This is a genomic window from Streptosporangium sp. NPDC049248 (assembly GCF_040678965.1).
GTDB lineage: Bacteria > Actinomycetota > Actinomycetes > Streptosporangiales > Streptosporangiaceae > Streptosporangium > Streptosporangium fukuiense.
Genome location: NZ_JBFAQY010000011.1, coordinates 140,643 through 158,074 on the forward strand (window position 1 = coordinate 140,643; position 17,432 = coordinate 158,074).

At 66.6% G+C, this 17,432-nt stretch carries 31 protein-coding genes; 24 read left to right on the forward strand and 7 right to left on the reverse strand.

Annotation, left to right across the window (positions count from 1 at the left end; translation table 11 throughout):
* Window positions 1-246: 246 nt before the first annotated feature.
* Both AB0K21_RS21725 and AB0K21_RS21730 read right to left on the reverse strand, forming a co-directional pair.
* A complete protein-coding gene (locus AB0K21_RS21725) occupies window positions 247-876 on the reverse strand; it encodes a hypothetical protein (RefSeq protein WP_364152389.1) in 630 nt (209 codons plus the stop codon).
* Entirely contained in the window at window positions 873-1,145 is a 273-nt protein-coding gene (locus tag AB0K21_RS21730; protein WP_364152392.1) for a hypothetical protein, read from the reverse strand. The genes AB0K21_RS21725 and AB0K21_RS21730 overlap by 4 nt, the downstream gene beginning before the upstream one ends.
* 205 nt (window positions 1,146-1,350) lie before the next feature.
* Between AB0K21_RS21730 and AB0K21_RS21735 the strand changes: the two genes are divergently transcribed.
* A complete protein-coding gene (locus AB0K21_RS21735; RefSeq protein ID WP_364152395.1) occupies window positions 1,351-1,626 on the forward strand; it encodes a winged helix-turn-helix domain-containing protein in 276 nt (91 codons plus the stop codon).
* A gap of 65 nt (window positions 1,627-1,691) precedes the next feature.
* Here AB0K21_RS21735 and AB0K21_RS21740 read toward each other — a convergent pair whose 3' ends face one another.
* The 4 genes from AB0K21_RS21740 to AB0K21_RS21755 all read right to left on the reverse strand — a co-directional run bounded on the left by AB0K21_RS21740 (window position 1,692) and on the right by AB0K21_RS21755 (window position 4,672).
* Window positions 1,692-1,970 carry a hypothetical protein gene (locus AB0K21_RS21740; protein WP_364152398.1) on the reverse strand — a complete coding sequence of 93 codons (279 nt, stop codon included), beginning with the start codon at window positions 1,968-1,970 and terminating at the stop codon, window positions 1,692-1,694.
* A gap of 202 nt (window positions 1,971-2,172) precedes the next feature.
* Complete coding sequence (locus AB0K21_RS21745) at window positions 2,173-2,961, reverse strand: SAM-dependent methyltransferase (RefSeq protein ID WP_364152401.1); 789 nt, start codon at window positions 2,959-2,961, stop codon at window positions 2,173-2,175.
* Between the two features lie 31 nt (window positions 2,962-2,992).
* Window positions 2,993-3,874, reverse strand: a complete 882-nt coding sequence (locus tag AB0K21_RS21750) for a helix-turn-helix transcriptional regulator (RefSeq protein ID WP_364152404.1) — start codon at window positions 3,872-3,874, stop codon at window positions 2,993-2,995.
* Window positions 3,875-4,180: 306 nt separating this feature from the next.
* Window positions 4,181-4,672, reverse strand: a complete 492-nt coding sequence (locus tag AB0K21_RS21755; RefSeq protein ID WP_364152407.1) for a hypothetical protein — start codon at window positions 4,670-4,672, stop codon at window positions 4,181-4,183.
* Between the two features lie 228 nt (window positions 4,673-4,900).
* Here AB0K21_RS21755 and AB0K21_RS21760 point away from each other — a divergent pair, with 228 nt between their 5' ends.
* The 23 genes from AB0K21_RS21760 to AB0K21_RS21870 all read left to right on the forward strand — a co-directional run bounded on the left by AB0K21_RS21760 (window position 4,901) and on the right by AB0K21_RS21870 (window position 16,725).
* On the forward strand, window positions 4,901-5,311 hold the full coding sequence (locus AB0K21_RS21760; RefSeq protein ID WP_364152410.1) for an excisionase family DNA-binding protein: 411 nt from the start codon (window positions 4,901-4,903) through the stop codon (window positions 5,309-5,311).
* 130 nt (window positions 5,312-5,441) lie between these two features.
* A complete protein-coding gene (locus AB0K21_RS21765; protein WP_364152413.1) occupies window positions 5,442-6,521 on the forward strand; it encodes a hypothetical protein in 1,080 nt (359 codons plus the stop codon).
* On the forward strand, window positions 6,521-8,212 hold the full coding sequence (locus tag AB0K21_RS21770; RefSeq protein ID WP_364152416.1) for a hypothetical protein: 1,692 nt from the start codon (window positions 6,521-6,523) through the stop codon (window positions 8,210-8,212). The genes AB0K21_RS21765 and AB0K21_RS21770 overlap by 1 nt, the downstream gene beginning before the upstream one ends.
* A gap of 59 nt (window positions 8,213-8,271) precedes the next feature.
* Entirely contained in the window at window positions 8,272-8,823 is a 552-nt protein-coding gene (locus AB0K21_RS21775) for a hypothetical protein (RefSeq protein WP_364152419.1), read from the forward strand.
* A 31-nt stretch (window positions 8,824-8,854) separates the two neighbouring features.
* Entirely contained in the window at window positions 8,855-9,196 is a 342-nt protein-coding gene (locus AB0K21_RS21780; RefSeq protein WP_364152422.1) for an HU family DNA-binding protein, read from the forward strand.
* The gene (locus AB0K21_RS21785) at window positions 9,196-9,480 is read left to right on the forward strand and encodes a hypothetical protein (protein ID WP_364152425.1); all 285 of its coding nucleotides are present in this window, start codon (window positions 9,196-9,198) and stop codon (window positions 9,478-9,480) included. Before AB0K21_RS21780 ends, AB0K21_RS21785 begins: the two co-directional genes overlap by 1 nt.
* Window positions 9,477-9,773, forward strand: coding sequence for a hypothetical protein (locus AB0K21_RS21790; RefSeq protein ID WP_364152427.1), 297 nt, complete (start codon window positions 9,477-9,479; stop codon window positions 9,771-9,773). The genes AB0K21_RS21785 and AB0K21_RS21790 overlap by 4 nt, the downstream gene beginning before the upstream one ends.
* Window positions 9,770-10,030, forward strand: coding sequence for a hypothetical protein (locus tag AB0K21_RS21795; protein ID WP_364152430.1), 261 nt, complete (start codon window positions 9,770-9,772; stop codon window positions 10,028-10,030). Before AB0K21_RS21790 ends, AB0K21_RS21795 begins: the two co-directional genes overlap by 4 nt.
* A gap of 70 nt (window positions 10,031-10,100) precedes the next feature.
* Window positions 10,101-10,361 (forward strand): hypothetical protein, encoded by a 261-nt coding sequence (locus AB0K21_RS21800; protein ID WP_364152433.1) that lies wholly within the window; start codon window positions 10,101-10,103, stop codon window positions 10,359-10,361.
* Window positions 10,358-10,903, forward strand: a complete 546-nt coding sequence (locus AB0K21_RS21805; RefSeq protein ID WP_364152436.1) for a DUF6248 family natural product biosynthesis protein — start codon at window positions 10,358-10,360, stop codon at window positions 10,901-10,903. The genes AB0K21_RS21800 and AB0K21_RS21805 overlap by 4 nt, the downstream gene beginning before the upstream one ends.
* Entirely contained in the window at window positions 10,903-11,157 is a 255-nt protein-coding gene (locus tag AB0K21_RS21810) for a hypothetical protein (RefSeq protein WP_364152439.1), read from the forward strand. The genes AB0K21_RS21805 and AB0K21_RS21810 overlap by 1 nt, the downstream gene beginning before the upstream one ends.
* Window positions 11,157-11,513 (forward strand): hypothetical protein, encoded by a 357-nt coding sequence (locus AB0K21_RS21815; protein WP_364152442.1) that lies wholly within the window; start codon window positions 11,157-11,159, stop codon window positions 11,511-11,513. Before AB0K21_RS21810 ends, AB0K21_RS21815 begins: the two co-directional genes overlap by 1 nt.
* The gene (locus AB0K21_RS21820) at window positions 11,503-12,495 is read left to right on the forward strand and encodes a hypothetical protein (protein WP_364152445.1); all 993 of its coding nucleotides are present in this window, start codon (window positions 11,503-11,505) and stop codon (window positions 12,493-12,495) included. The genes AB0K21_RS21815 and AB0K21_RS21820 overlap by 11 nt, the downstream gene beginning before the upstream one ends.
* The gene (locus tag AB0K21_RS21825; protein ID WP_364152448.1) at window positions 12,492-12,746 is read left to right on the forward strand and encodes a hypothetical protein; all 255 of its coding nucleotides are present in this window, start codon (window positions 12,492-12,494) and stop codon (window positions 12,744-12,746) included. Before AB0K21_RS21820 ends, AB0K21_RS21825 begins: the two co-directional genes overlap by 4 nt.
* Window positions 12,746-13,174, forward strand: a complete 429-nt coding sequence (locus tag AB0K21_RS21830) for a hypothetical protein (protein WP_364152451.1) — start codon at window positions 12,746-12,748, stop codon at window positions 13,172-13,174. The genes AB0K21_RS21825 and AB0K21_RS21830 overlap by 1 nt, the downstream gene beginning before the upstream one ends.
* A 35-nt stretch (window positions 13,175-13,209) precedes the next feature.
* Window positions 13,210-13,530, forward strand: a complete 321-nt coding sequence (locus AB0K21_RS21835; protein WP_364152454.1) for a hypothetical protein — start codon at window positions 13,210-13,212, stop codon at window positions 13,528-13,530.
* Window positions 13,530-14,078, forward strand: a complete 549-nt coding sequence (locus tag AB0K21_RS21840) for a hypothetical protein (RefSeq protein WP_364152457.1) — start codon at window positions 13,530-13,532, stop codon at window positions 14,076-14,078. Before AB0K21_RS21835 ends, AB0K21_RS21840 begins: the two co-directional genes overlap by 1 nt.
* Window positions 14,075-14,479 (forward strand): hypothetical protein, encoded by a 405-nt coding sequence (locus AB0K21_RS21845; protein WP_364152460.1) that lies wholly within the window; start codon window positions 14,075-14,077, stop codon window positions 14,477-14,479. The genes AB0K21_RS21840 and AB0K21_RS21845 overlap by 4 nt, the downstream gene beginning before the upstream one ends.
* Before the next feature lie 7 nt (window positions 14,480-14,486).
* Window positions 14,487-15,017 carry a J domain-containing protein gene (locus tag AB0K21_RS21850; RefSeq protein ID WP_364152463.1) on the forward strand — a complete coding sequence of 177 codons (531 nt, stop codon included), beginning with the start codon at window positions 14,487-14,489 and terminating at the stop codon, window positions 15,015-15,017.
* A 24-nt stretch (window positions 15,018-15,041) separates the two neighbouring features.
* Window positions 15,042-15,449 (forward strand): hypothetical protein, encoded by a 408-nt coding sequence (locus AB0K21_RS21855; RefSeq protein ID WP_364152466.1) that lies wholly within the window; start codon window positions 15,042-15,044, stop codon window positions 15,447-15,449.
* 44 nt (window positions 15,450-15,493) lie between these two features.
* A complete protein-coding gene (locus AB0K21_RS21860) occupies window positions 15,494-15,931 on the forward strand; it encodes a hypothetical protein (RefSeq protein WP_364152469.1) in 438 nt (145 codons plus the stop codon).
* Window positions 15,932-16,189: 258 nt separating this feature from the next.
* On the forward strand, window positions 16,190-16,489 hold the full coding sequence (locus tag AB0K21_RS21865) for a hypothetical protein (RefSeq protein ID WP_364152472.1): 300 nt from the start codon (window positions 16,190-16,192) through the stop codon (window positions 16,487-16,489).
* Window positions 16,486-16,725, forward strand: coding sequence for a hypothetical protein (locus AB0K21_RS21870; RefSeq protein WP_364152475.1), 240 nt, complete (start codon window positions 16,486-16,488; stop codon window positions 16,723-16,725). Before AB0K21_RS21865 ends, AB0K21_RS21870 begins: the two co-directional genes overlap by 4 nt.
* A gap of 73 nt (window positions 16,726-16,798) precedes the next feature.
* Here the strand turns inward: AB0K21_RS21870 and AB0K21_RS21875 are convergent, their stop codons facing one another.
* On the reverse strand, window positions 16,799-17,416 hold the full coding sequence (locus AB0K21_RS21875) for a hypothetical protein (RefSeq protein WP_364152478.1): 618 nt from the start codon (window positions 17,414-17,416) through the stop codon (window positions 16,799-16,801).
* Window positions 17,417-17,432: the final 16 nt, after the last annotated feature.

A 17,432-nucleotide genomic window follows, 5' to 3' on the forward strand; every position in this document is an offset into this window, starting at 1 on the left:
GATCCGCCTGTCGTTGCCGATCTGACGTGCCAGCCAGTCGAGCATCGGCAGGGCGTTACCGGTGGCCTCGGTCAGCCCCGAGACGCTCCGCGTGCCGTAACGTCTCGGGGCCGGTCTATGTCGGTGACCCCGCCCTCTCGCCTCCAGAGGGCGGGGGCCACCACCCGGTGGTAACGGACCCCGGGGACTCACAGGCGCGGCGACACGGGGATGGGTGTGGTGTGCCGCCGCGCCAGCTTTTGGGGTCTACGGCACAGAGGCCGGCCGTAGGTCCTGCATGGTGACGATCAGTTGGGTGGCCAGAGCCAGGTTCAGCCGCTGGAACTCCTCCAAGGCGATCGGCACCTGGTGGTGGGTTTCCACCACCCCGTTGCCGAGCGGCGCGTAGAGGTTGGCCAGCACGCCGCTCGACCAGTAGTGGCCGACCGTGTAGAGAATCGGGGTGCCGGTGCGCAGGTGCGGGCAGCGGGCCAGCGCGAGCCGAACATGATCTTTGCATGTCGGTGCGTGCGCGGTTGTCCAGGAGTCCAGCATGCGGCCATCGGTCGGCGCGGCGGGCAGGATCCACCAGGTGCGGGCTGGGTCATCGGGGTCGGCGGCGCTTTGCCCGCACACGCGGCACACGCGCTCAAGCATGCAGCGGCGCTGCAGCAGCGTGTGGACCATGCTCATCATGGGCGTCGCGCCCGGTGTGACGCTCATCCGGGCCCAGAGCACGCCGAACATCCAGTCCTCGGCGTTGGCGTCGATGTAGGTGAGTCGTAAGCCTTCAGCCGTCCAACGACACACCAGCGGCAATGGCACCGTCTGCTCTTCGTAGGGTGTGATGTAAGGGACGATCTCATGGTGGCTGCCGACCTTGGCGATGGTCGTCATGGCAGCAAACCTCCCCGCTTTTCGAAGGGCAGGGGTGCGGGCAACGCGACCGGGGCGAGACTTTCAATGAGGATCTGCTCGGCGTACAGCAGGGCAGCGAGGCCCTGAAGGCTGTCGTCGTCGAGGAGACCCTTGCACCCGGCGTCGTACTCGGCGACGGTCAGAAAACGCTGCGCCCAGAATCGGCCGGCACCGGATCGGCGGATGATCCAGTGCGGGTAGGCGCGGCATAGTTCTTCGAGGGTGGTAGCGAGGCGCGGGGAAGGCATACCTGGAGGCCAGGGGGACCCCAGCCACATAGGAGCGGTGGGGGGTGGATCGTGCTGGGACATGGGTGGAAATCCTCGTAACGCTGGGTGGCATGGAGGACTCCGAGTGTAGGCCACCGTCCTATGCCGGTCTATGCGATCTCATAGCGTGTCACAGGATCTCTTGATGGAGAGGGGGCTGTCATGCCTCCCTACGGTGTTTCGTGTGATCGAATTCCGCCCGGACCGCACCCGATATGACCAAGTAGCCGACGTGATCCGTTCACGGATCGCGGAGGGCGTCTACCGGCCGGGAATGCCCGTTCCGTCGATCAATCGCCTATGCCAAGAATTCGGTATCGCGCGGGTCACCGCTGGCAAGGTCGTGACAGCTCTGCAGAAAAGCGGGCATGCTTACACGATTCCGAACCTTGGGACGTTCGTGATGACGGAAGAGAAGCGGCGAGAGCTGGGCGGGGAGACGGAGTCCGCGGAGGAGTAGTCCAGCGCGGAGGGTGGCCGGACGATTCAAAAACGCCCTGGTGCGGGCAGAGCGTTTCCAGGCGCCTAATGGTGTATCACGTCGGCCAGCTCGACGCCGTGTTCAAGGCCCAGCGCGTATACCTCCTTGGAGTCGGCGACCATCCGGCTGAAAGCCCGCAGCGTGAACAGAGTCACGGTGATGAAGGTCGCCGCTATCGCGGCACTGTGCACCCACAGCAGAATAATCAGAAAGCGGGGGGCGACGTCCGGATCGATAGCGATCCACGTAGTGACCGCCGCGCCTAACCAGGCGAGCACTGTGACGGTCACGGATACCTGTAGAGCCTGGTCGGCGCGCAGCATAGAAATTCCCCGGTGACGAGCGATGGTCATAGCTGGTCTTTCGTTGCGCAGTAAGTAAATGAAGTGTGCCCCTGCGACACTCGTTAATCAGCGCTTGCTCGGTGGAACGCTCCACCGTTCAGAGGAGCGCTCAGGCGTGGAGTCGATCGGTTCTACGGGCCGGGAGGGAGCGTAACTTCTGGCCACTCCCTCCCGGCCGGGGTCAGCGCTTGGAGATCATGCCGACAGCGCCGATGACGGCGGGGGCGTTCTCCGGGTAGGGGTCTCCGTCGACGGGGTTCCATTCTGCGACCGGCACAAGGCCGGGCGACAGGAGTTCCAGGCCGTCAACCAGAAGCCTGATCTCCTCGGTACTGCGCGGGTGCGCGGGGTTGCTGGTCTGCCGGTAGACGTCCTGACCAGCGGCTTTCTTCTCCTTGGTCATCGCGTCGGAGCAGGCGTGGGACAGCACGACGTAGGAGCCGGGGGCGAGGGCGTCGCACAAGACGTCCATGATCTTCCCGGTGTCAGGGCCGGGCAGGAAGTGCCACACCCCGACGAGGATCAGCGCGATCGGCTGGGTGAAGTCGAGGAGCTCCCGGATCTGCGGGTTGTTCAGGATGTCGTGGGGCTGCTTCAGGTCACCCTCGATGGTGACGACCCCGTCGGGCTCGTCGACGTTCGCATGGTTGTGGATGACGACGGTGAGGTCATTGTCCACGTAGGCCACCCGGGCGCCGGGCTGAACGGAGCGCACGGTTTCATGGACGTTCGGCCGGGTCGGCAGGCCACACCCGATCTCCAGGACCTGGGTGACGCCCTTTTCGGCGACCTTGCGGGCGGCGCGCAGCAGGAAACCGCGGTTGGCCCGGCAGGCGTCTCGCACCCACATGTCGTCCGCCATGAGGATTTTGGCGAATGCTTCGTCGGCCCCGAACCATTCCTCACCGTCGAGGAAGTAGTCGTAGATGCGAGCGGAAGATGGCTTCGACGCATCGGTCGGAGTGGTCATCGACTGGAGTGCCTTTCGTTGTTGAGGCGGGTCAGAAGTCCACGACAGTGGGGATACGGGCGCGGATTTCCGTGAGAATCTTCGGTGTTTCATGGGCGCGGGCGGCGGCGACCGCGACCCGGTCGAACGTGACCACGTGCTGCTCGTCGCTACGCCGTGGGATGATCACATCTTTGCCCTGCCGGTGGAAAGCGATCATCTGAGGCTTGTCGTCGAAGCGAAACACGCTGAAGGGACCGCACTCGGGCACGAACCCGGAGGTCATCCGGTTCACCTGAATCGTGATCCTCGGGTCCTGGCATGCCCGGATCAGCACGTCGAGCTGCTCGATGTGGGTCTTCAGATTGGCGATCGGCCGCCAGAGCACGGGCTCCTCGATGATCGCCCAGAAGCGGGAGTCATGTTCGGTGAGGATGCGCTGGCGGCGGGCGAGCCGCTTGACGCTGGTCTCGATCACGGACGCTGGCGGCTGATGTTGGGTGATGCGGTAAAACTCGGCGGCGTACTCCTCGGTTTGGAGGAGTGGCGGCACGAAGATCGGCTGGTAGGTACGGATGTAGCTTGCGGTCTGCTCCAGCCCCCACAGGGCTGTCGCTTCGAGCGGGACCTGCTGGTCGTCCCACCAACTGGGTTGGCGCTCCCCCATGGCTACGGAGATCAACGCTTCCTGTTGGTAGGGGTCAGTGACACCGTAGAGGGTGAGCAGGGCGGTGAGGTCGTCTCGACGGAACGGCAGAAAACCGTTTTCCAGACGGCTCATCTTCGAGTCCGACGCGCCGATGTGCCGGCCAGCGGCGCGGGCGGTGATCCGTGTTCCGTCTACGGCTTCGCGTAACTGGCGTAGGCGGGCGCCGACGAGTTTCCGTGTGGGGAACTCGTCGGTATTCGCCTCCTGTTCCGGGCCCCCGGACATGTGCTCCTCCTGATCGTTTCGCCCGCAAAGATCATCTCGCCCCGGAAGATCATGACTTGCATAAGCAATGCCGTCAAGCGGCCAGGGGAAGTGAGAGTACGGCAAATATCCCAGTGCACACTAGTGTTTTCGGAATGTCCGAGTCAGGCTCATGGTTTGCATACGCAAACTTCTGAAGGGGTGGTTCACGGATGTGCTGGCCGGAACGGGCGCATGCTCACATCAGCCATCAGGCCGGGGCATGAGGTGTTCTGTGGTGTGATGCGGCTTTCGCTTTTGGTTGTCACCAAGCTGGTGTCGAAAAGGTCACGATCCTCGCCGCATAATGTCGACTTGTCGATTGTGCTGATCCAGCGTGGTGTCGACCTTCTCCAGGAGCAGCGCCACCAGCTCCTTGCGCTGGTCTTCGTTAAGGATCGCCAAGGTGTTGATCTGCTCGATCGCCCGCTCCAGACGTTCAACCGTGCGTCTCGACGCTCCGGTCAGGGTGGGCGCGCGGCGTTGCTCGATCTCCTGGCGCAGGATCGCGGCGGCGTCGGCCCGGCCGGTTTCCTGTAGTTCCTCGGGCAGGGCGCCGACGACAAGGGCCATGAGGACGAGTTCCCGGTCGGGGATGTGCGACTTGCCTTGCTCGTAGTTGGCCCAGGTGCGGTCGGTGAACGGCTTGTCTGTGAAGGTCTTCAACATCTCGACGCAGCGGGCGAAGGAGAGGGGGCCTTCCAGTCCTCTCTCGGTTCGTCGTCGCAGGATGACAACGGCCTCGGGGGGTGTGGCAGTGTTGCGCTGCGATGGGGTCACCGGGGGCGCCTCCTTCGGTTTTTGGGGCTACCTTCGGTTTTTGCCCATACGGCGAACACTATCAGCCTGCGTCTGAACGTGCGGGTAAATGCGCGAAACACGCGTTGTCATCGCGAATTTCGCGAAGTTTCGCGAAACAACTTGAATTTCGCGAACGACCGTGTAACGTCATCCTTGAAGTTGCGTTGATCTTCAAAACGAAGATCACGAAGCACTCAGGGGGTGGCAATGACCAGCGCAAACACGGCGACGATGCCGGAGCGCATCGTCGCCGACCTCATCGACGCGGGCGAGCCGACCGGCGAGCTCCTGCTCAAGGTCAGCCAGGTCGCGAAGGTGCTCCAAGTGGTCGACCGCACCGTCCTGTACCTCCTGCAGGAGAACAGGCTCGGCTACATCACCACCGGCAAGCGGGGATACCGCATCCCCCGGGCGCTCCTTGCCCAATACATGCTGGAAAATCTCGTGCCCCGGCAGATCACCGAGGCTGAACAGGCACTCGCCCAGATCCAGCAGGCCATAGAGAACAGCAGAACCGAACTCGCCAGCCTCACCGCGCGCATCGCCGCGGCGAAAGCCGAGCTCGCCGAAGCCGGCACCCCCACCCGGCGTAGACGGTCCACCCAAACCGTCGCGTGACCAACCCACCAGAACCACAGATAAGGAGGCGAACCACCGTGACCACTACTGCTAGCACTATCGCTAGCGACAGTTTCCCGTACGACCGGTACGCCGAAGCCATGTACGACCTGATCCGTGGGGGAGAACTGTGAGCCGACTCGCAACCTCCGCCGTCGACGACCTGGCCTACGCCGCCGACGAGTGGCCCGAGCCCGAGGACGTGGCGGCGTTCCCCGACGTCTACCCCTGCCCGGGGGAGGAGTGCAAGGGGAAGCTCCAGAAGGTCAACAAGGGCGGCACGATCCGCAAGCACAAGGTGAACAAGGGCGACGTGCTGCCGTGCACCGGCTCCGGTGCTCCGATCCTCACCGCGCGTATCCCGCGCCGATCCAAGGCCGGGTTCTACAAGGACCCCGCGACCGGCGTGCTGCTGCGCAGCGTGACGACGATCCTCAACCAGGGCGGCGGCCACGAAGCGCTCGCGTTCTGGGCGGCCAAGGTCACCGCTGAGACCGCGATGGACAACGTGGTCGAGATGGTCGCCGCCAGCCGCACCGAGGAAGGCCGCGCCGAGTTCATCAAGTGGCTCAAAGGTGAGCCGAACCGCCGTAAGGACGAACGCGCCGACGTCGGCTCAGCGGTGCACAAGCTCATCGAATGCAGAATCCTCGGTGAGCCCGCACCGATCCGGCTGCTCGCGAACAAGAGCCTCACCTCGTACATCACCCACTTCCACCGGTGGGTGAAGGAGTGGGAGATCGAATTTGAGGCATCCGAGATGGTCGTCGCTCACTACGAAGACGGCTACGCCGGGACACTCGACTACCTGTTCCGGTCCCCGAAGGTCGCGAAGAAGCTCGGTGTGCCCGCCGACACCATCATCCCGGGCGACACGAAAACCGGCGGCACGCTGAACGGGACGACGTACAACGGCGACGTCCACGGCGTCTACCCGGAGGCCGGCCTGCAGATGAGCGCGTACCGCAAAGCGCCGTGGGGGTGGGAGCGCAACGGCGACCGGATCGAGTTGCCGCCCCGTCACGACGTCGGCGTGATCCTGCACCTCCGCCCGGAGGGCTACAACCTCTATCCGGTGAGGTGCGGCGACGACATGTACGACATGTTCCAGACGGTCCGCCGCCTCGCGGAATTCAACACCGGCCTCGCCAAGAACGTCGTCGGTGAACCTCTGACCCTCGACGACAACGACATGGAGGAGGTGGCCTGATGGGCGGCCGGATTCTGACCAGGCAGCAGCGTCTCCGCACGATCGGCCGGATCCGTCTGGGTACGTTCGAGGGCAGGGCGAAGGCGTCGGAGTTCTTCATCCCTACCTCGGAGTTCGAGCACTTCATCCGGCAGATGGAGGACATATACGGCGGCCGCGTCGAGCGGTGGAAGCCCCAGGGTGACGGCGGCATGCAGTGGCGGCTGATGAACCCGGAACTCACGTCCCTGGACGCGATTCTGCCGCCCGGCAGGGACCCGCTCGACCAGGCGTACGAGAAGTGGTCACGCGGCGGACGGCAGGCCCGCTGCAACGGCGAAACCGTGGAGAAGACGAACCAGCCGTGCGTCTGCACGCAGATGTGGGGGGAGCGGTTCTGGGAGAACGCGCCGAGAGACCAGGCGTGCAAGCTCCACACCCGCATGAACATCTGGATCCCCCAGATCCAGGACATCGGGACGTGGCTGCTGGAGACCAAGGGTGCGAACGCCGGAGCGGAGCTGCCGGGCTTCGTGGACATGGTGCGCGGCATGTTCGGCGATGCGGTCGCGGTCCCGATCAGTGTGTGGCTCGTTCCCCGCACGGCGCGGGAGAAGGGCCTGCTCAAGCACTTCACGAAGGTGGAGGCGGCTATCCGCGGTATGACCGCTGGGCAGGCAGCGGCCCGCATCATGGCCGCCGCACCCGAGCACGCGGAGCTCGGCGCCGGAGCGTCGGAGGATCGGCTGGCGATCGAGTCGGCCAAGCCCGCCCAGACGGATTACATCGCGGCGATCAACGCGGCGCCGACGTACGACACGGTCGTGGAGCTGTGGCGGCAGGCGAAAGCCGACCGTGAGGTGTGGATGGCCAACGGCCAGCGGATCGAAGCGGCGGCGAGCAGCCGCGCCCGGGCCCTCGAACGGATCGCCGAGGTGTGGAAGCAGGTCGTTGAAGCGTGGGAGGGCGGCGACATGGACGCGCTGCACCGCGCGTTCACCGACCACACCCGAGGTCGAAAGATCGAGGACGCCACCGCCAAGGAGCTGCAGGCGTTCCTCGCGAGCATCCAACCCGCCGAGCCGCCCGCCGCTCCGGCGCCGCCCGTGCAGGCCCCTGCCGGCCGCAGCGCCGAGGACATGCTGGTGCCGCCCGACGACGAGATCGAAGATGCCGTCATCGTTGACGACCCCAAGGACGTCCCGGTCGCTGCGGAACGTCTGACCTCGCTGAACATCGCGATCGGTGAGCGCGGCATCACCCCGCACACCGGCAAGGGCAGCACCGCGGCGAACAAGGCCGCCAAGGCGGCGTGGTTGAACGCGACCGTCCAGCGGCCAGCTGGTCAACCGCCGATCGAGTCCACCCGGGATCTGACGGAGCGGGAAGCCGACCAGGTGATGGCCGCGCTCAAGGCCATGCCGATCACGCACCCGGCCAAGCCGAAGAAGCCTGCCCAGCAGGTCGAGCAGCAGGACCCGGCCGAGCGTCGCGTCCACATGCTGAACCTGTTCGGGCAGCTCGGCATCGCCGACCGCGAAGAAGTGCTGCGCGACATCAGCATCATCACGGGCGACACCCTCACCGCGGCCGCCCCGCCGACCCCAGAGCAGGTCCAGGCCGCGATCGACGTGCTGGAGTCCGCTGGCGGCGACGTCGCCACCTACGACGCGATGGTCTCCGCCATTCAGGAAGCCCGCGCTGAGAACTGACCCCGCTTCACCCCCGGCCCGCCCCCAGGGCCGGGGCCAACCCCTCAAGGAGCACCGCAATGCGACCCATCTACTCGCAGTACGACCACCTCCGGCCCGAGCACGTCCGCTACACCCGGACCGAGGACGAAGCGTCGCTCGACCTCGGCGCGTACCGGATGCCCGCACCGGCGAACGACAAGACCCAGCTCGAAGACGCGGCCAACCTGTACCGCAGGATCCGGGACGAGGCGGACCGCGCCCACCGGGACGTGCTGGCCCGTATCGAGTTCCTGGACCGGCAGGAGAAGCAGCGGCAACTGGCCCACGCCACGCAGCAGACCGCCCCGGAGACGGGCGTCATGTTCCGGCGGCCGTGCCAGTGCGGCAACTCCACGGACACGCGCCTGGTGCACCGCTTCAACGGGCCGTGCCACCCGGCCGTGCAGGACGGGCAGCCCTGCCCCACGTGCAGTGGGAACGGCTGCCCCGACTGCTCCGCCTCCGGCCTGGCCGCGCTGAACACCACGCAGTTGATGCCGGCCGAGGTGTACCAGTTCCCGCAGACCCCGGTCGCCCCCCAGGGCCCGCCCGCTCCGCCCGCTCCGCCCGCTCCGGCACCGGCCAACTGACCTCGCACCACCACAGAAAAGGAAAAATCTCATGGCTTCGAAGCTCACCCCCGGCACCACCCTCTTCAAGGACGACATCATCGCCGCCGCCGCCGACAACTCCCTCATCAAGGAGGAGGCGTTCGAGGCGGACCCCAAGCTCATGGCCAAGGCGTTCGAGGCGATCATGAACGCCATCGAGGACCAGGTCTCCCAGGGCGCCCGGGTGCGTATCACCGGGTTCGGAATGTGGGAGCTGGCCGACCGGGCCCCCCGCACCGCCCGTAACCCCCACACCGGGGAGCCGGTGGAGGTCCCCGCGACGGTGAAGGTCCGCTTCAAGGTCGGTGCGGGCTTCGCGGGCCTGGTCAAGCAGAGGGCGGCCCAGCGCTGATGCAGCAGCACATGTTCCCCGGCACCGGGATGGTTCGGGTGTTCCCCTCCTGGGATGCCAGGAGGGGAACGTTCACCGCCTACGCCAAGGACATCCACGACACCATCGTCTGGCAGGTCGGCCAGCAGGCCGACCTGGTGACAATCGAGGACCTGCGGCTCGCGCTCCGCGCGCACCGGGCGTTCCTCACCGTCGAGGTGGCGGCTGCTCTCCTGGGAGACCAGGAGAGCGGCCCCGCCGTCCCCCTCGCGGACGCTGACCGGATGGTCGGGGTTGCCCAGTGAGCACCGCAGAGACGGCTCTCATCATCGGCGGCTTCTTCGTGGTCGGCGTCGCGGGCCTCGTGCTCGGCTACTTCGGCGCCGCCGCCAAGGGCCACACCCCGCACGACTGCCAGTGGAAAACGATCGGGGCCTCACCCGGCCCGCAGCCGTTCACACTGCACACCTCCGTCCTGCGGAGGTGCGCGATCTGCAGCGACTTCACCACCGTGACCCTGGACGGGCGATGGAAGATCGAGCAGCTCAACGCCCACGACCCCGAGGCCGGCACCGCCGTCGAGGAGGCCGCCCGGTGAACACAGACACGGTCGCGATCATCGTCGTGGCGGTCTGCGCCGTCGCGATGGCGATCACGTGGGGGGCGTGCCACGCAATCGACGCCCGCGCCGCCGTACGAGAGCGGGACGAGGCTCGGGCGCAGCGCGACCGATACGAGGAGTTCGTGAACAACCTCGACGCCCTGGCGAAGGGGAACCGCGACGACTACTTCGCGAGGGTGGTCATCGGCCAGGTACGCGTGTTCCACACGTCCCCGCCGCAGGTCACTCGATAAATCAAGGGCGCGTTGATCTCGGCGGGGGCCTTGATCAGCGCGCCCTTCACCCCCTCTGTGAGGAGAGACGTTGAAAACCCCCCTTGCCCTGGTCGTATGGGCGGCGCTCACAACGGCCCTGCTGGTCCTCAGCACGTGGCCCCCGCTGCTGTACATCCTGGTCGTCGTTGGCGCAGTCTGCGGGGCGTTCGTCGCGCTGGTCGCCGTTGAGAGCGTCTTCCAGAACGTGCGCGGCACCCTGCGGATGCATCTCTACGAACGGCGCCAGGACCGCGAGCGTGCGGCGTTCCTCGCCCAGCGGGACCAGTACTCGCGCCGGGAGGAGCGGTGACGCTCCAGGGCGGCGTCATGTCGCCAGTAGAGGCAGCCTGGGTGCAGGCACACGTCTGGACGGACGGCATGCGGCGCGTGGAGTCGCTGGCTTGGCCGGGCTTCTACACCCGGTGCGAATGCCAGCGCACCCGCTGTTACCAGTGCGACCGCGGCAAGCACGAGCAGTGCAGCGGCATGCCGCGCCAAGCCCGCGAAGGAATGATCGCCGACAAGAGCGGCACGGGCCCGGCGTGCTTCCGCGAGTCGTACCAGCACCGCACGATCGACGGGCCGCCGCTGGCCACGGTCGTCGCCCAGGTGTGGCTCGCCGATCGCATCTGCCGGTGGGCGTGCCGATGTGATTGCAAGGGCAAACGCCCCATGTCGCCAGTAGAGGCGGCCTGGGTGCGGGCCCGCGTCTGGACGGACCGCCAGCGGGCTGACCGCCAGCAACACCCTGACCGGTACACGCTCACCGCGTGCCAGCCGGTTGCCTCAATCCCTGTCCCCGGCGGCACACAGGACGCCTTGCCGGGCTTCAACATCGTGAAAGGAATCTGATGAACGACCCGTTCGACACCACCTCCAACCCGTTCGACCGGCGGAAGAAGAAGCGGAAGCCCCGGAAGGTCAACGGCAAGCGAGTCCCCAAGCGCAAGCGCACGCCGGACTACTCGATCCCCCGGCACTCCGTCGTCTCGGACAGCGGCGTCGTCATCGCCATCGTCGAGGGCCACGGCGTCACCCAGGACGACCTCGACCGCGCCCGCGCGATCGCCCTTGGCGTCGGCCTGGCCCACACCGGAGGCATGTGATGTCCGAGGACTTCATGGCCAACGCCGCAGTACGGCTCCGCATCACCCGCCAGATCGTGCTGGAGCGGATGGCCCAGCACCGCAAGTACGGCGTGCAGCGCCACCGCGACCGCGCCTCATTCACGGCGGCCGAGTTCGAGTTGCCCGAAATGCTCGCCGCAGCCGAGCGGCAGATCAACGACGACCCCCAGCGGAAGACCTGGCAGTCAATTTTGCTGGAGCAGGTCTGGGGGGCCATGGCCGCTGACGAGCTGCCCGCGATGCGCGCCGAGCTCGTCAAGGCCGGTGCAGTGATCGTGGCGTGGATCGAGGACATCGACACCAGGCCCACCCCGGGTGATGTCGATGGCAGATAACCCCACCAGCACACGAAGGCGCCGAACCTTCGTGGAAGGCGCCCGGCACGGGACGCTAACCGGCTACACCAAGGACGGGTGCGGCTGCGACAAGTGCCTGCCCGTCGGCACCAAGGCCCGGAAGATGCACCACCTCGGCATGTCGCTGAAGGCCGACGCCACCCCGCTGCGCAAGCACATCAAGGAGCTGCGCCGCACGATGAGCCTGCAGGACCTCATCGACCACAGCGGCGTCAGCAGGATAACGATCCTGAAGATCCAGCAGGGCAAGCAGGCCGCGGCGCTGCGGAGCACCGCGGAGAAGATCCTCGCGGTCACCCCGATGATCGGAAAAGGCGTGCGGATCAACGCGACCGGGTCGCAGCGCCGCGTTCAGGCGCTGACCGCCATGGGCTGGACCAACGACGAGATGAGGGCACGCATCGGCCAGCAGCAGGGCAACACGGCGACGAACCTCACCCACATCATGCGCAAGCCACAGATCACCGTGGCGCTGGCAGACGCGATCAGGGCCGCCTACGAAGAGATGCGTGCCCAGAAGCCGCCCATGGAGTACGGCAACCGCCGCGCCAAGGCCCGCGCGCAGCGCCGGAAATGGGCGCCGCCGGCCGCGTGGGAAGAGAACATCGACGACCCGGCCGCGAAGCCGGACTGGGAAGCGGTGCTGTGCGAGTTCGTCGAGTGTGGCCGCCCAGTGAAACCAGGGCGGCCACACTGCGGGCCGTGCGAGACACGGCTGACCGACCACGGCACACTCGACAGCTACGCCCCGTTGAAGAACGGGGCGGCGCTCGTGGAGAACGCCCAGTTCGTTTCCCACGCCGAGGGCTGGCCCCTGAACCAGGAGGCCGGGCAGATGCTGATCGCGAAACGGCTCGGTGTCTCCCTGACCACACTGAGCAAGGCTCTTAATCGGCAGGCTAAGCAAGAACACGAGAGGCAAGCAGAAGTGCTAGCGACAGTGGCAGGAGCAGGAAAGTGAAGGGGCACCCGAGGACGCAGCCGATCGTGGCGGCGCGGCACTTCGGCGCCTGCACCTGCGGCGCCGACCGGTACTCCAGCAAGAAGGTCGCGAAACTCGCGGTCAGGCAGCTCTACCCCGGCAGGAACCTGCGCGTGTACCGGTGCAAGGGCTACTGGCACTACAGGCCGCAGATGCTCGGCGTCAGCGCTTCCCTCGTGATCGTCGACGAGGCCGTGAACTGGAACCCCATGGGAAGGAAGGGCGCCTGATGGCGACCGAGAGTGAGCCGCGCACCCTGACCGACTGGCGGGGCAACTCGTACACGGTCGGCACGAGGGTCTTCTACCCGCGTATGTCCGGCCGCTCCTGCGAAATTCAGGAGGGGACCGTCCTGGACATCTGGGACGCCGTGTACGACTTCGACAAGTTCCGGTGGGTTCACTTCGACCCGGACAACCCCCGCCACCAGAAGATCAGCGGAAGAGACCGTGTCACCAAGGTCAAGGTGCAGCCGACCGGGCGAGGCTCCCGGGACTTCTACCGCAGCAACAAGCAGCACAAGAAAGACAACGACGGCAAACTCCTCTACGGCGACGACGGCTGGCCGGTGATGGAAGACGCTGACGCCAAGCCCGTCACCCTGGCGATCATCGAGAACATCACCGTCGTCTGCACCCACGAGGACGGCGGCCGATGAGCAGCGACGAACTCGTTTCCCGGTCGCGTAGGCGGATGTCGTCGAACAGTGTGGCGATCGGCACGATCACCACACTGTCAGTGATCGTCGCGGCGGGCTGCACCCCTGGCGACCCTGTCACCGCTGACTGTGTGATCACTTCTCCCGGCGCTGACGGCTCATACCAGGTGGTGGACGACCGGTTCTGCGACGGTGGCTCCCACAGCAGTTACACCTACGTGTACGGCGGCTCCTCCTCGGGCGGTCGGATCCGCGGCGCCACCACGGTGCGCCCCTCCGACGTGCACATCACCACCCGTAAGGGAACCGTCGTCCAGCGCGGCGGGTTCGGCGGCCGCGGGGCAGGTGGTAGCTGATGGCGAAGCGACCGAACCTCAACGTCGACCAGCGCCACCACCTGGCCCGCCTCGTTCACCTGGCCCTGCAGGGCAGCGGCGTCGACCAGGACCAGGCCCGGCTGGTGCTGGCCGCCTTCTTCGAGGACCTGTCGGCCTGGTGCGAGCCGGACTGGTTCACCCTCGGCTACACCGGGTGGCGGGGCGCGGACCGGGCCAAGGTGCGCGCGGACCTGACGGCCCGTCGTATCGAGGTGGGGCCACTACGGCTGATCGTCGGGTTCGACCCGGTCAAGCGCACCCCGCGCGGCGGTGACCTGCACGCCTACGAATGGGGGATGGAAGCGCCCGGCGTGATCGTGGAGTGCCTGCCCGCGCCGTGGCACCTGGAGGAGCTGGGCCACTCGGCCGGGCCGATCCGTAACGGCGCGCTCGTCGAACGGGTCGCGGCCGCGCCGGGCCCGAAAGCGATGCTCGCGCACCTGCACCCGGCGTCGCGGGGCGCGGCCGGCACCGCCGCGTACGCGACGTGGCGGGACTTGACCGTGTGGAAGGAGTCAGCGGTATGAACGCGAACCCGATGAGCGATCAGTTCTACGCGGCGGCCGCGGCCGCCAGACGCATCGTTGCCGCTCACGCTTTCCCTGACTCTCCCGTGGTGGTTCGTCCTCGCGGCTGGGTCGATGAGGTGTCGGACGACTTCATGGCTGCCTACAGGGCGGATCCTCGGGGTTGCCTGCACCTGCAAAGCCCGCAGCCGGTGTTCGGCACGTTGCAGGAGATGGGCATCGTGCGTTGCGTGGGCTGCTACACGCTGCACGCCCTGGCCGGGGTGCGCCCGCCGTGTGACCGGTGCGGCGGTGACAGCAGCGACGTGTGCCAGGGCAGCGTGACGGTGGGGCCGGTCGTGATCGTCGTGTCGATGTGTGACGCGTGCCGGGCGGTGACGAACGCCGAGCAGCAGGGGTAGACGAGCCGTGTTCTCCCGCGCACACAAGGGCTTCTGCAGGGGCGGCAAGGGCAAACGGCCATGCGGTGAGCTGGTCTGGTGGACGAAGACCAGCAACAACGTGGACTTCGCCGTTGACCTGAAGGAGAACCCGAAGGGGAACACAGCGGTGTGGTGCGACGCGGCCGGGACGCTCCGGTCGCGTCGCGTCACCGACGAGCGTCCCCTGGCCAAGCATGAACGGCGGATGATGCCGCACGTCGCGACGTGCAAACCACCGCAGGCGAAGGCCTCTTCGCGGCCGCCGAGGTCGCCCAGGCCCATGCCGACGCTGGGGGAGTTCTATGTGCGGCTCGGGGTGCCGGCGACCGCGACGGGCGACGACATCCGCCGCGCGTACCGGCGGCTCGCTCGCCAACTCCACCCGGACGCCAACCCTGGTGACGAGGCGGCGGCCGACCGTTTCAAAGGGGTGACCGAGGCGTACGCGACGCTGTCGGACCCCGCCAAACGCAGAACGTACGACGTGACCGGCAGGGCACCACGCCCTGGCCGGTGAAACGCATATGTGAAGGAACACCACATGGAAGATGACGAGACCCTCGTCCTGGGCCGGGTGACCGACCCGGTGGTTGAGGAGCTGGCCGCTGTCTACACGGCGGCGATGGTGCGTCAGATGCGGTCGGCCGGGGCCGGGGACGACCGGCTGAGCATGGACGAGATACGCGCCGCGGCGCTCGCTGAGGTCGCGGTCAGGGTGGCTGCGACGGAGCGGGGGAGGATCGCCGCGGCGTTGCTGCGCCGCTCGGTTGATCTCGGTGTGGGCGGGGAGCACCGCATGGTTGATCTTGGGCAGGGCCGTCAGCGGCCCGCTGGTGATCCGCTCGTGGAAGGGCTGCGCGAGGTGGTGCCGTGGCGGTGGCTGCGTCATGGCATGGCCAGGGTCATTTACCGTGTTCTGGCTGAGATGGTCCGCTGTGACCAGGTCTGATCTCCCTTCCCTCGAGGGACTTATGTGCGACGACGGGGGGAGTGGTGGCCGAGAGCCTGGTTGGGGAGGTGGCCGCGTGGCTGAGGACTCCTGCTGCGCAGGGGATGCCCGCGTCGGACCGGCTGGTGTTGATGATCATCGCGGAGCGGGCGCACAAGGTGTCGCGGAAGATGCTGTGGCATCGCGGGGACCGCAGGGACGACGGCACGAAGATCACGTTGACGGAGACGTTGCAGCTGGGGACGGGGCTCGGTGCGCGCGGTCTGGGCGATGCGTTGAAGCGGCTCGCGGATCGGGGGATCGAGGTTCGGATGCAGATCGACACGGATTCGCTGGGGCGGCCGGTGTTCGCGCGGCGGGGTCACGCCGTCGACTATCACGTGCCGTTGTTGCCGGCGTCGGTGGAGTTGCCTCCGGCGCCGGATAGGTCACGCTCTGACCGTAACCAAAGCCGGTCGGGGAAGCCTGTGGATAACTCATAAACGATCATGGAATCAGGGGGAGTTAGGTCACGTCTGAGCGTGACCCGTAGGTCACGCTCAGACCGTAACCAAACCCCGAGTTAGGTCACGCTAGAGCGGGGGCCCCTATCCCTACTAGCTATCCCTTCTCTATGTCCTTCTATGGATCCCTCCGTACGTGGCTAAGGAGGAAGGGGGCCAGAACGCGCGCCAAAACCAAGATCAACGAAGATGACGCCAGCACTCATGCAAGCGGAAACGCAACCACGAAAGGACCCCATGGCCCAGCCCACCATCCAACCCGCCTACGGCGCCCTCGCCGCCCTCCTGGTCGAAATGCGCGAAGACTGGAACCTCGGCCAAGTCCTCACCGAACTCGCCGGCTGCCCCTGGTCACCCCGCCTCGTCATCGAATCCGTCCTCGCCGCACGCGACGAAGAAGGCACACGGCTCCACGTCCGCAACGCCATCGTGAAAGTCCCCTCCCAGGCCCAGCGCATGACCCCCGAACAGATCGCCGCCTACCGCGCCCACGCCAAGCGCATCCTTAACCGACACCACACCGGAGACGACACATGAGCATCCGCATCGGACTCCACTGCGACACCCCCAACTGCGGAGCCCGCGTCTACCTCACCGCGGACTCCGCCACACACGCCCGCACCCAAGCCACACACCGCTACAGCTGGACCCACACCGGCAACCTCGACCACTGCCAGACCTGCACGACCACACCCACCCCGGACACCCTCCTCGTCGCGGAGAACTTCCCCACGAACAACACGACGCGGAGAACGGACCAGAAACCCGTCTAGAACGCTCTCAGACGCAAGCTGAAGCGCTAGCGCACACAACTCGACCAAAGAGGCGGGGGGCGCTCCAAAGCACTCAGAGAGCCACATAGCGTCTCGCAAGAGAAAACACGCCACCAACACCCACACCCACACGCACGAAAAGGCGGTTAGCCAAGACACAACGTCGGGGGACGGCTTCGCGCGAGGGGCGGCGGTGCCCTGACCTGCGGAAACACCGAGTGGTCGTTATGTGATCGTGACTCAAAAGGTCATCAGGCATTCCGAACGACCCATAGGCTGTCGCCATGATCGATTCAATGAGAGCAAGGGGGGCGGCGGCTGCGGCGGCCACCGCCATCCTGACCGCCTGCGCGGTGCTCCTCACAACCGCCACCGCCACCGCCGCCCCCGTGCCGGTACCGGAGAACCCGGTCCCAGCCATCACTGTGACGGAGACCGTCACGTCTACGACCACGGTGTCCGCCACGGTGTCCGTCACTACGACGATCACCCCGGCACCGTCCGTGTCCGTGTCCGTGACCACGGCGCCGCCAACTGTGACCCCCACGGTCACGGTGACCCCGGCACCGAAGACGGTCACTCCGGCACCGAAGACGGTGACCCCGGCACCGTCCGTGTCCGTGAGTTTCGTCTCCGCGCAGCCACTTCCCACGGTGCCCGCCGCACCGCCGGTGCCCACTCCGGAGGACACGCCGGTATTCGCACCC

Excerpts from the sequence above, each read along its gene's own strand:
- AB0K21_RS21750 (WP_364152404.1), bottom strand. The coding sequence starts at position 3,874 with ATGTCCGGGGGCCCGGAACAGGAGGCGAATACCGACGAGTTCCCCACA.
- AB0K21_RS21815 (WP_364152442.1), top strand. The coding sequence starts at position 11,157 with ATGTCCGAGGACTTCATGGCCAACGCCGCAGTACGGCTCCGCATCACC.
- AB0K21_RS21810 (WP_364152439.1), top strand. The coding sequence starts at position 10,903 with ATGAACGACCCGTTCGACACCACCTCCAACCCGTTCGACCGGCGGAAG.
- AB0K21_RS21740 (WP_364152398.1), bottom strand. The coding sequence starts at position 1,970 with ATGCTGCGCGCCGACCAGGCTCTACAGGTATCCGTGACCGTCACAGTG.
- AB0K21_RS21785 (WP_364152425.1), top strand. The coding sequence starts at position 9,196 with ATGCAGCAGCACATGTTCCCCGGCACCGGGATGGTTCGGGTGTTCCCC.
- AB0K21_RS21855 (WP_364152466.1), top strand. The coding sequence starts at position 15,042 with ATGGAAGATGACGAGACCCTCGTCCTGGGCCGGGTGACCGACCCGGTG.
- AB0K21_RS21820 (WP_364152445.1), top strand. The coding sequence starts at position 11,503 with ATGGCAGATAACCCCACCAGCACACGAAGGCGCCGAACCTTCGTGGAA.
- AB0K21_RS21840 (WP_364152457.1), top strand. The coding sequence starts at position 13,530 with ATGGCGAAGCGACCGAACCTCAACGTCGACCAGCGCCACCACCTGGCC.
- AB0K21_RS21760 (WP_364152410.1), top strand. The coding sequence starts at position 4,901 with ATGACCAGCGCAAACACGGCGACGATGCCGGAGCGCATCGTCGCCGAC.
- AB0K21_RS21775 (WP_364152419.1), top strand. The coding sequence starts at position 8,272 with ATGCGACCCATCTACTCGCAGTACGACCACCTCCGGCCCGAGCACGTC.
- AB0K21_RS21745 (WP_364152401.1), bottom strand. The coding sequence starts at position 2,961 with ATGACCACTCCGACCGATGCGTCGAAGCCATCTTCCGCTCGCATCTAC.
- AB0K21_RS21730 (WP_364152392.1), bottom strand. The coding sequence starts at position 1,145 with ATGCCTTCCCCGCGCCTCGCTACCACCCTCGAAGAACTATGCCGCGCC.
- AB0K21_RS21725 (WP_364152389.1), bottom strand. The coding sequence starts at position 876 with ATGACGACCATCGCCAAGGTCGGCAGCCACCATGAGATCGTCCCTTAC.
- AB0K21_RS21870 (WP_364152475.1), top strand. The coding sequence starts at position 16,486 with ATGAGCATCCGCATCGGACTCCACTGCGACACCCCCAACTGCGGAGCC.
- AB0K21_RS21830 (WP_364152451.1), top strand. The coding sequence starts at position 12,746 with ATGGCGACCGAGAGTGAGCCGCGCACCCTGACCGACTGGCGGGGCAAC.
- AB0K21_RS21780 (WP_364152422.1), top strand. The coding sequence starts at position 8,855 with ATGGCTTCGAAGCTCACCCCCGGCACCACCCTCTTCAAGGACGACATC.
- AB0K21_RS21770 (WP_364152416.1), top strand. The coding sequence starts at position 6,521 with ATGGGCGGCCGGATTCTGACCAGGCAGCAGCGTCTCCGCACGATCGGC.
- AB0K21_RS21845 (WP_364152460.1), top strand. The coding sequence starts at position 14,075 with ATGAACGCGAACCCGATGAGCGATCAGTTCTACGCGGCGGCCGCGGCC.
- AB0K21_RS21835 (WP_364152454.1), top strand. The coding sequence starts at position 13,210 with ATGTCGTCGAACAGTGTGGCGATCGGCACGATCACCACACTGTCAGTG.
- AB0K21_RS21865 (WP_364152472.1), top strand. The coding sequence starts at position 16,190 with ATGGCCCAGCCCACCATCCAACCCGCCTACGGCGCCCTCGCCGCCCTC.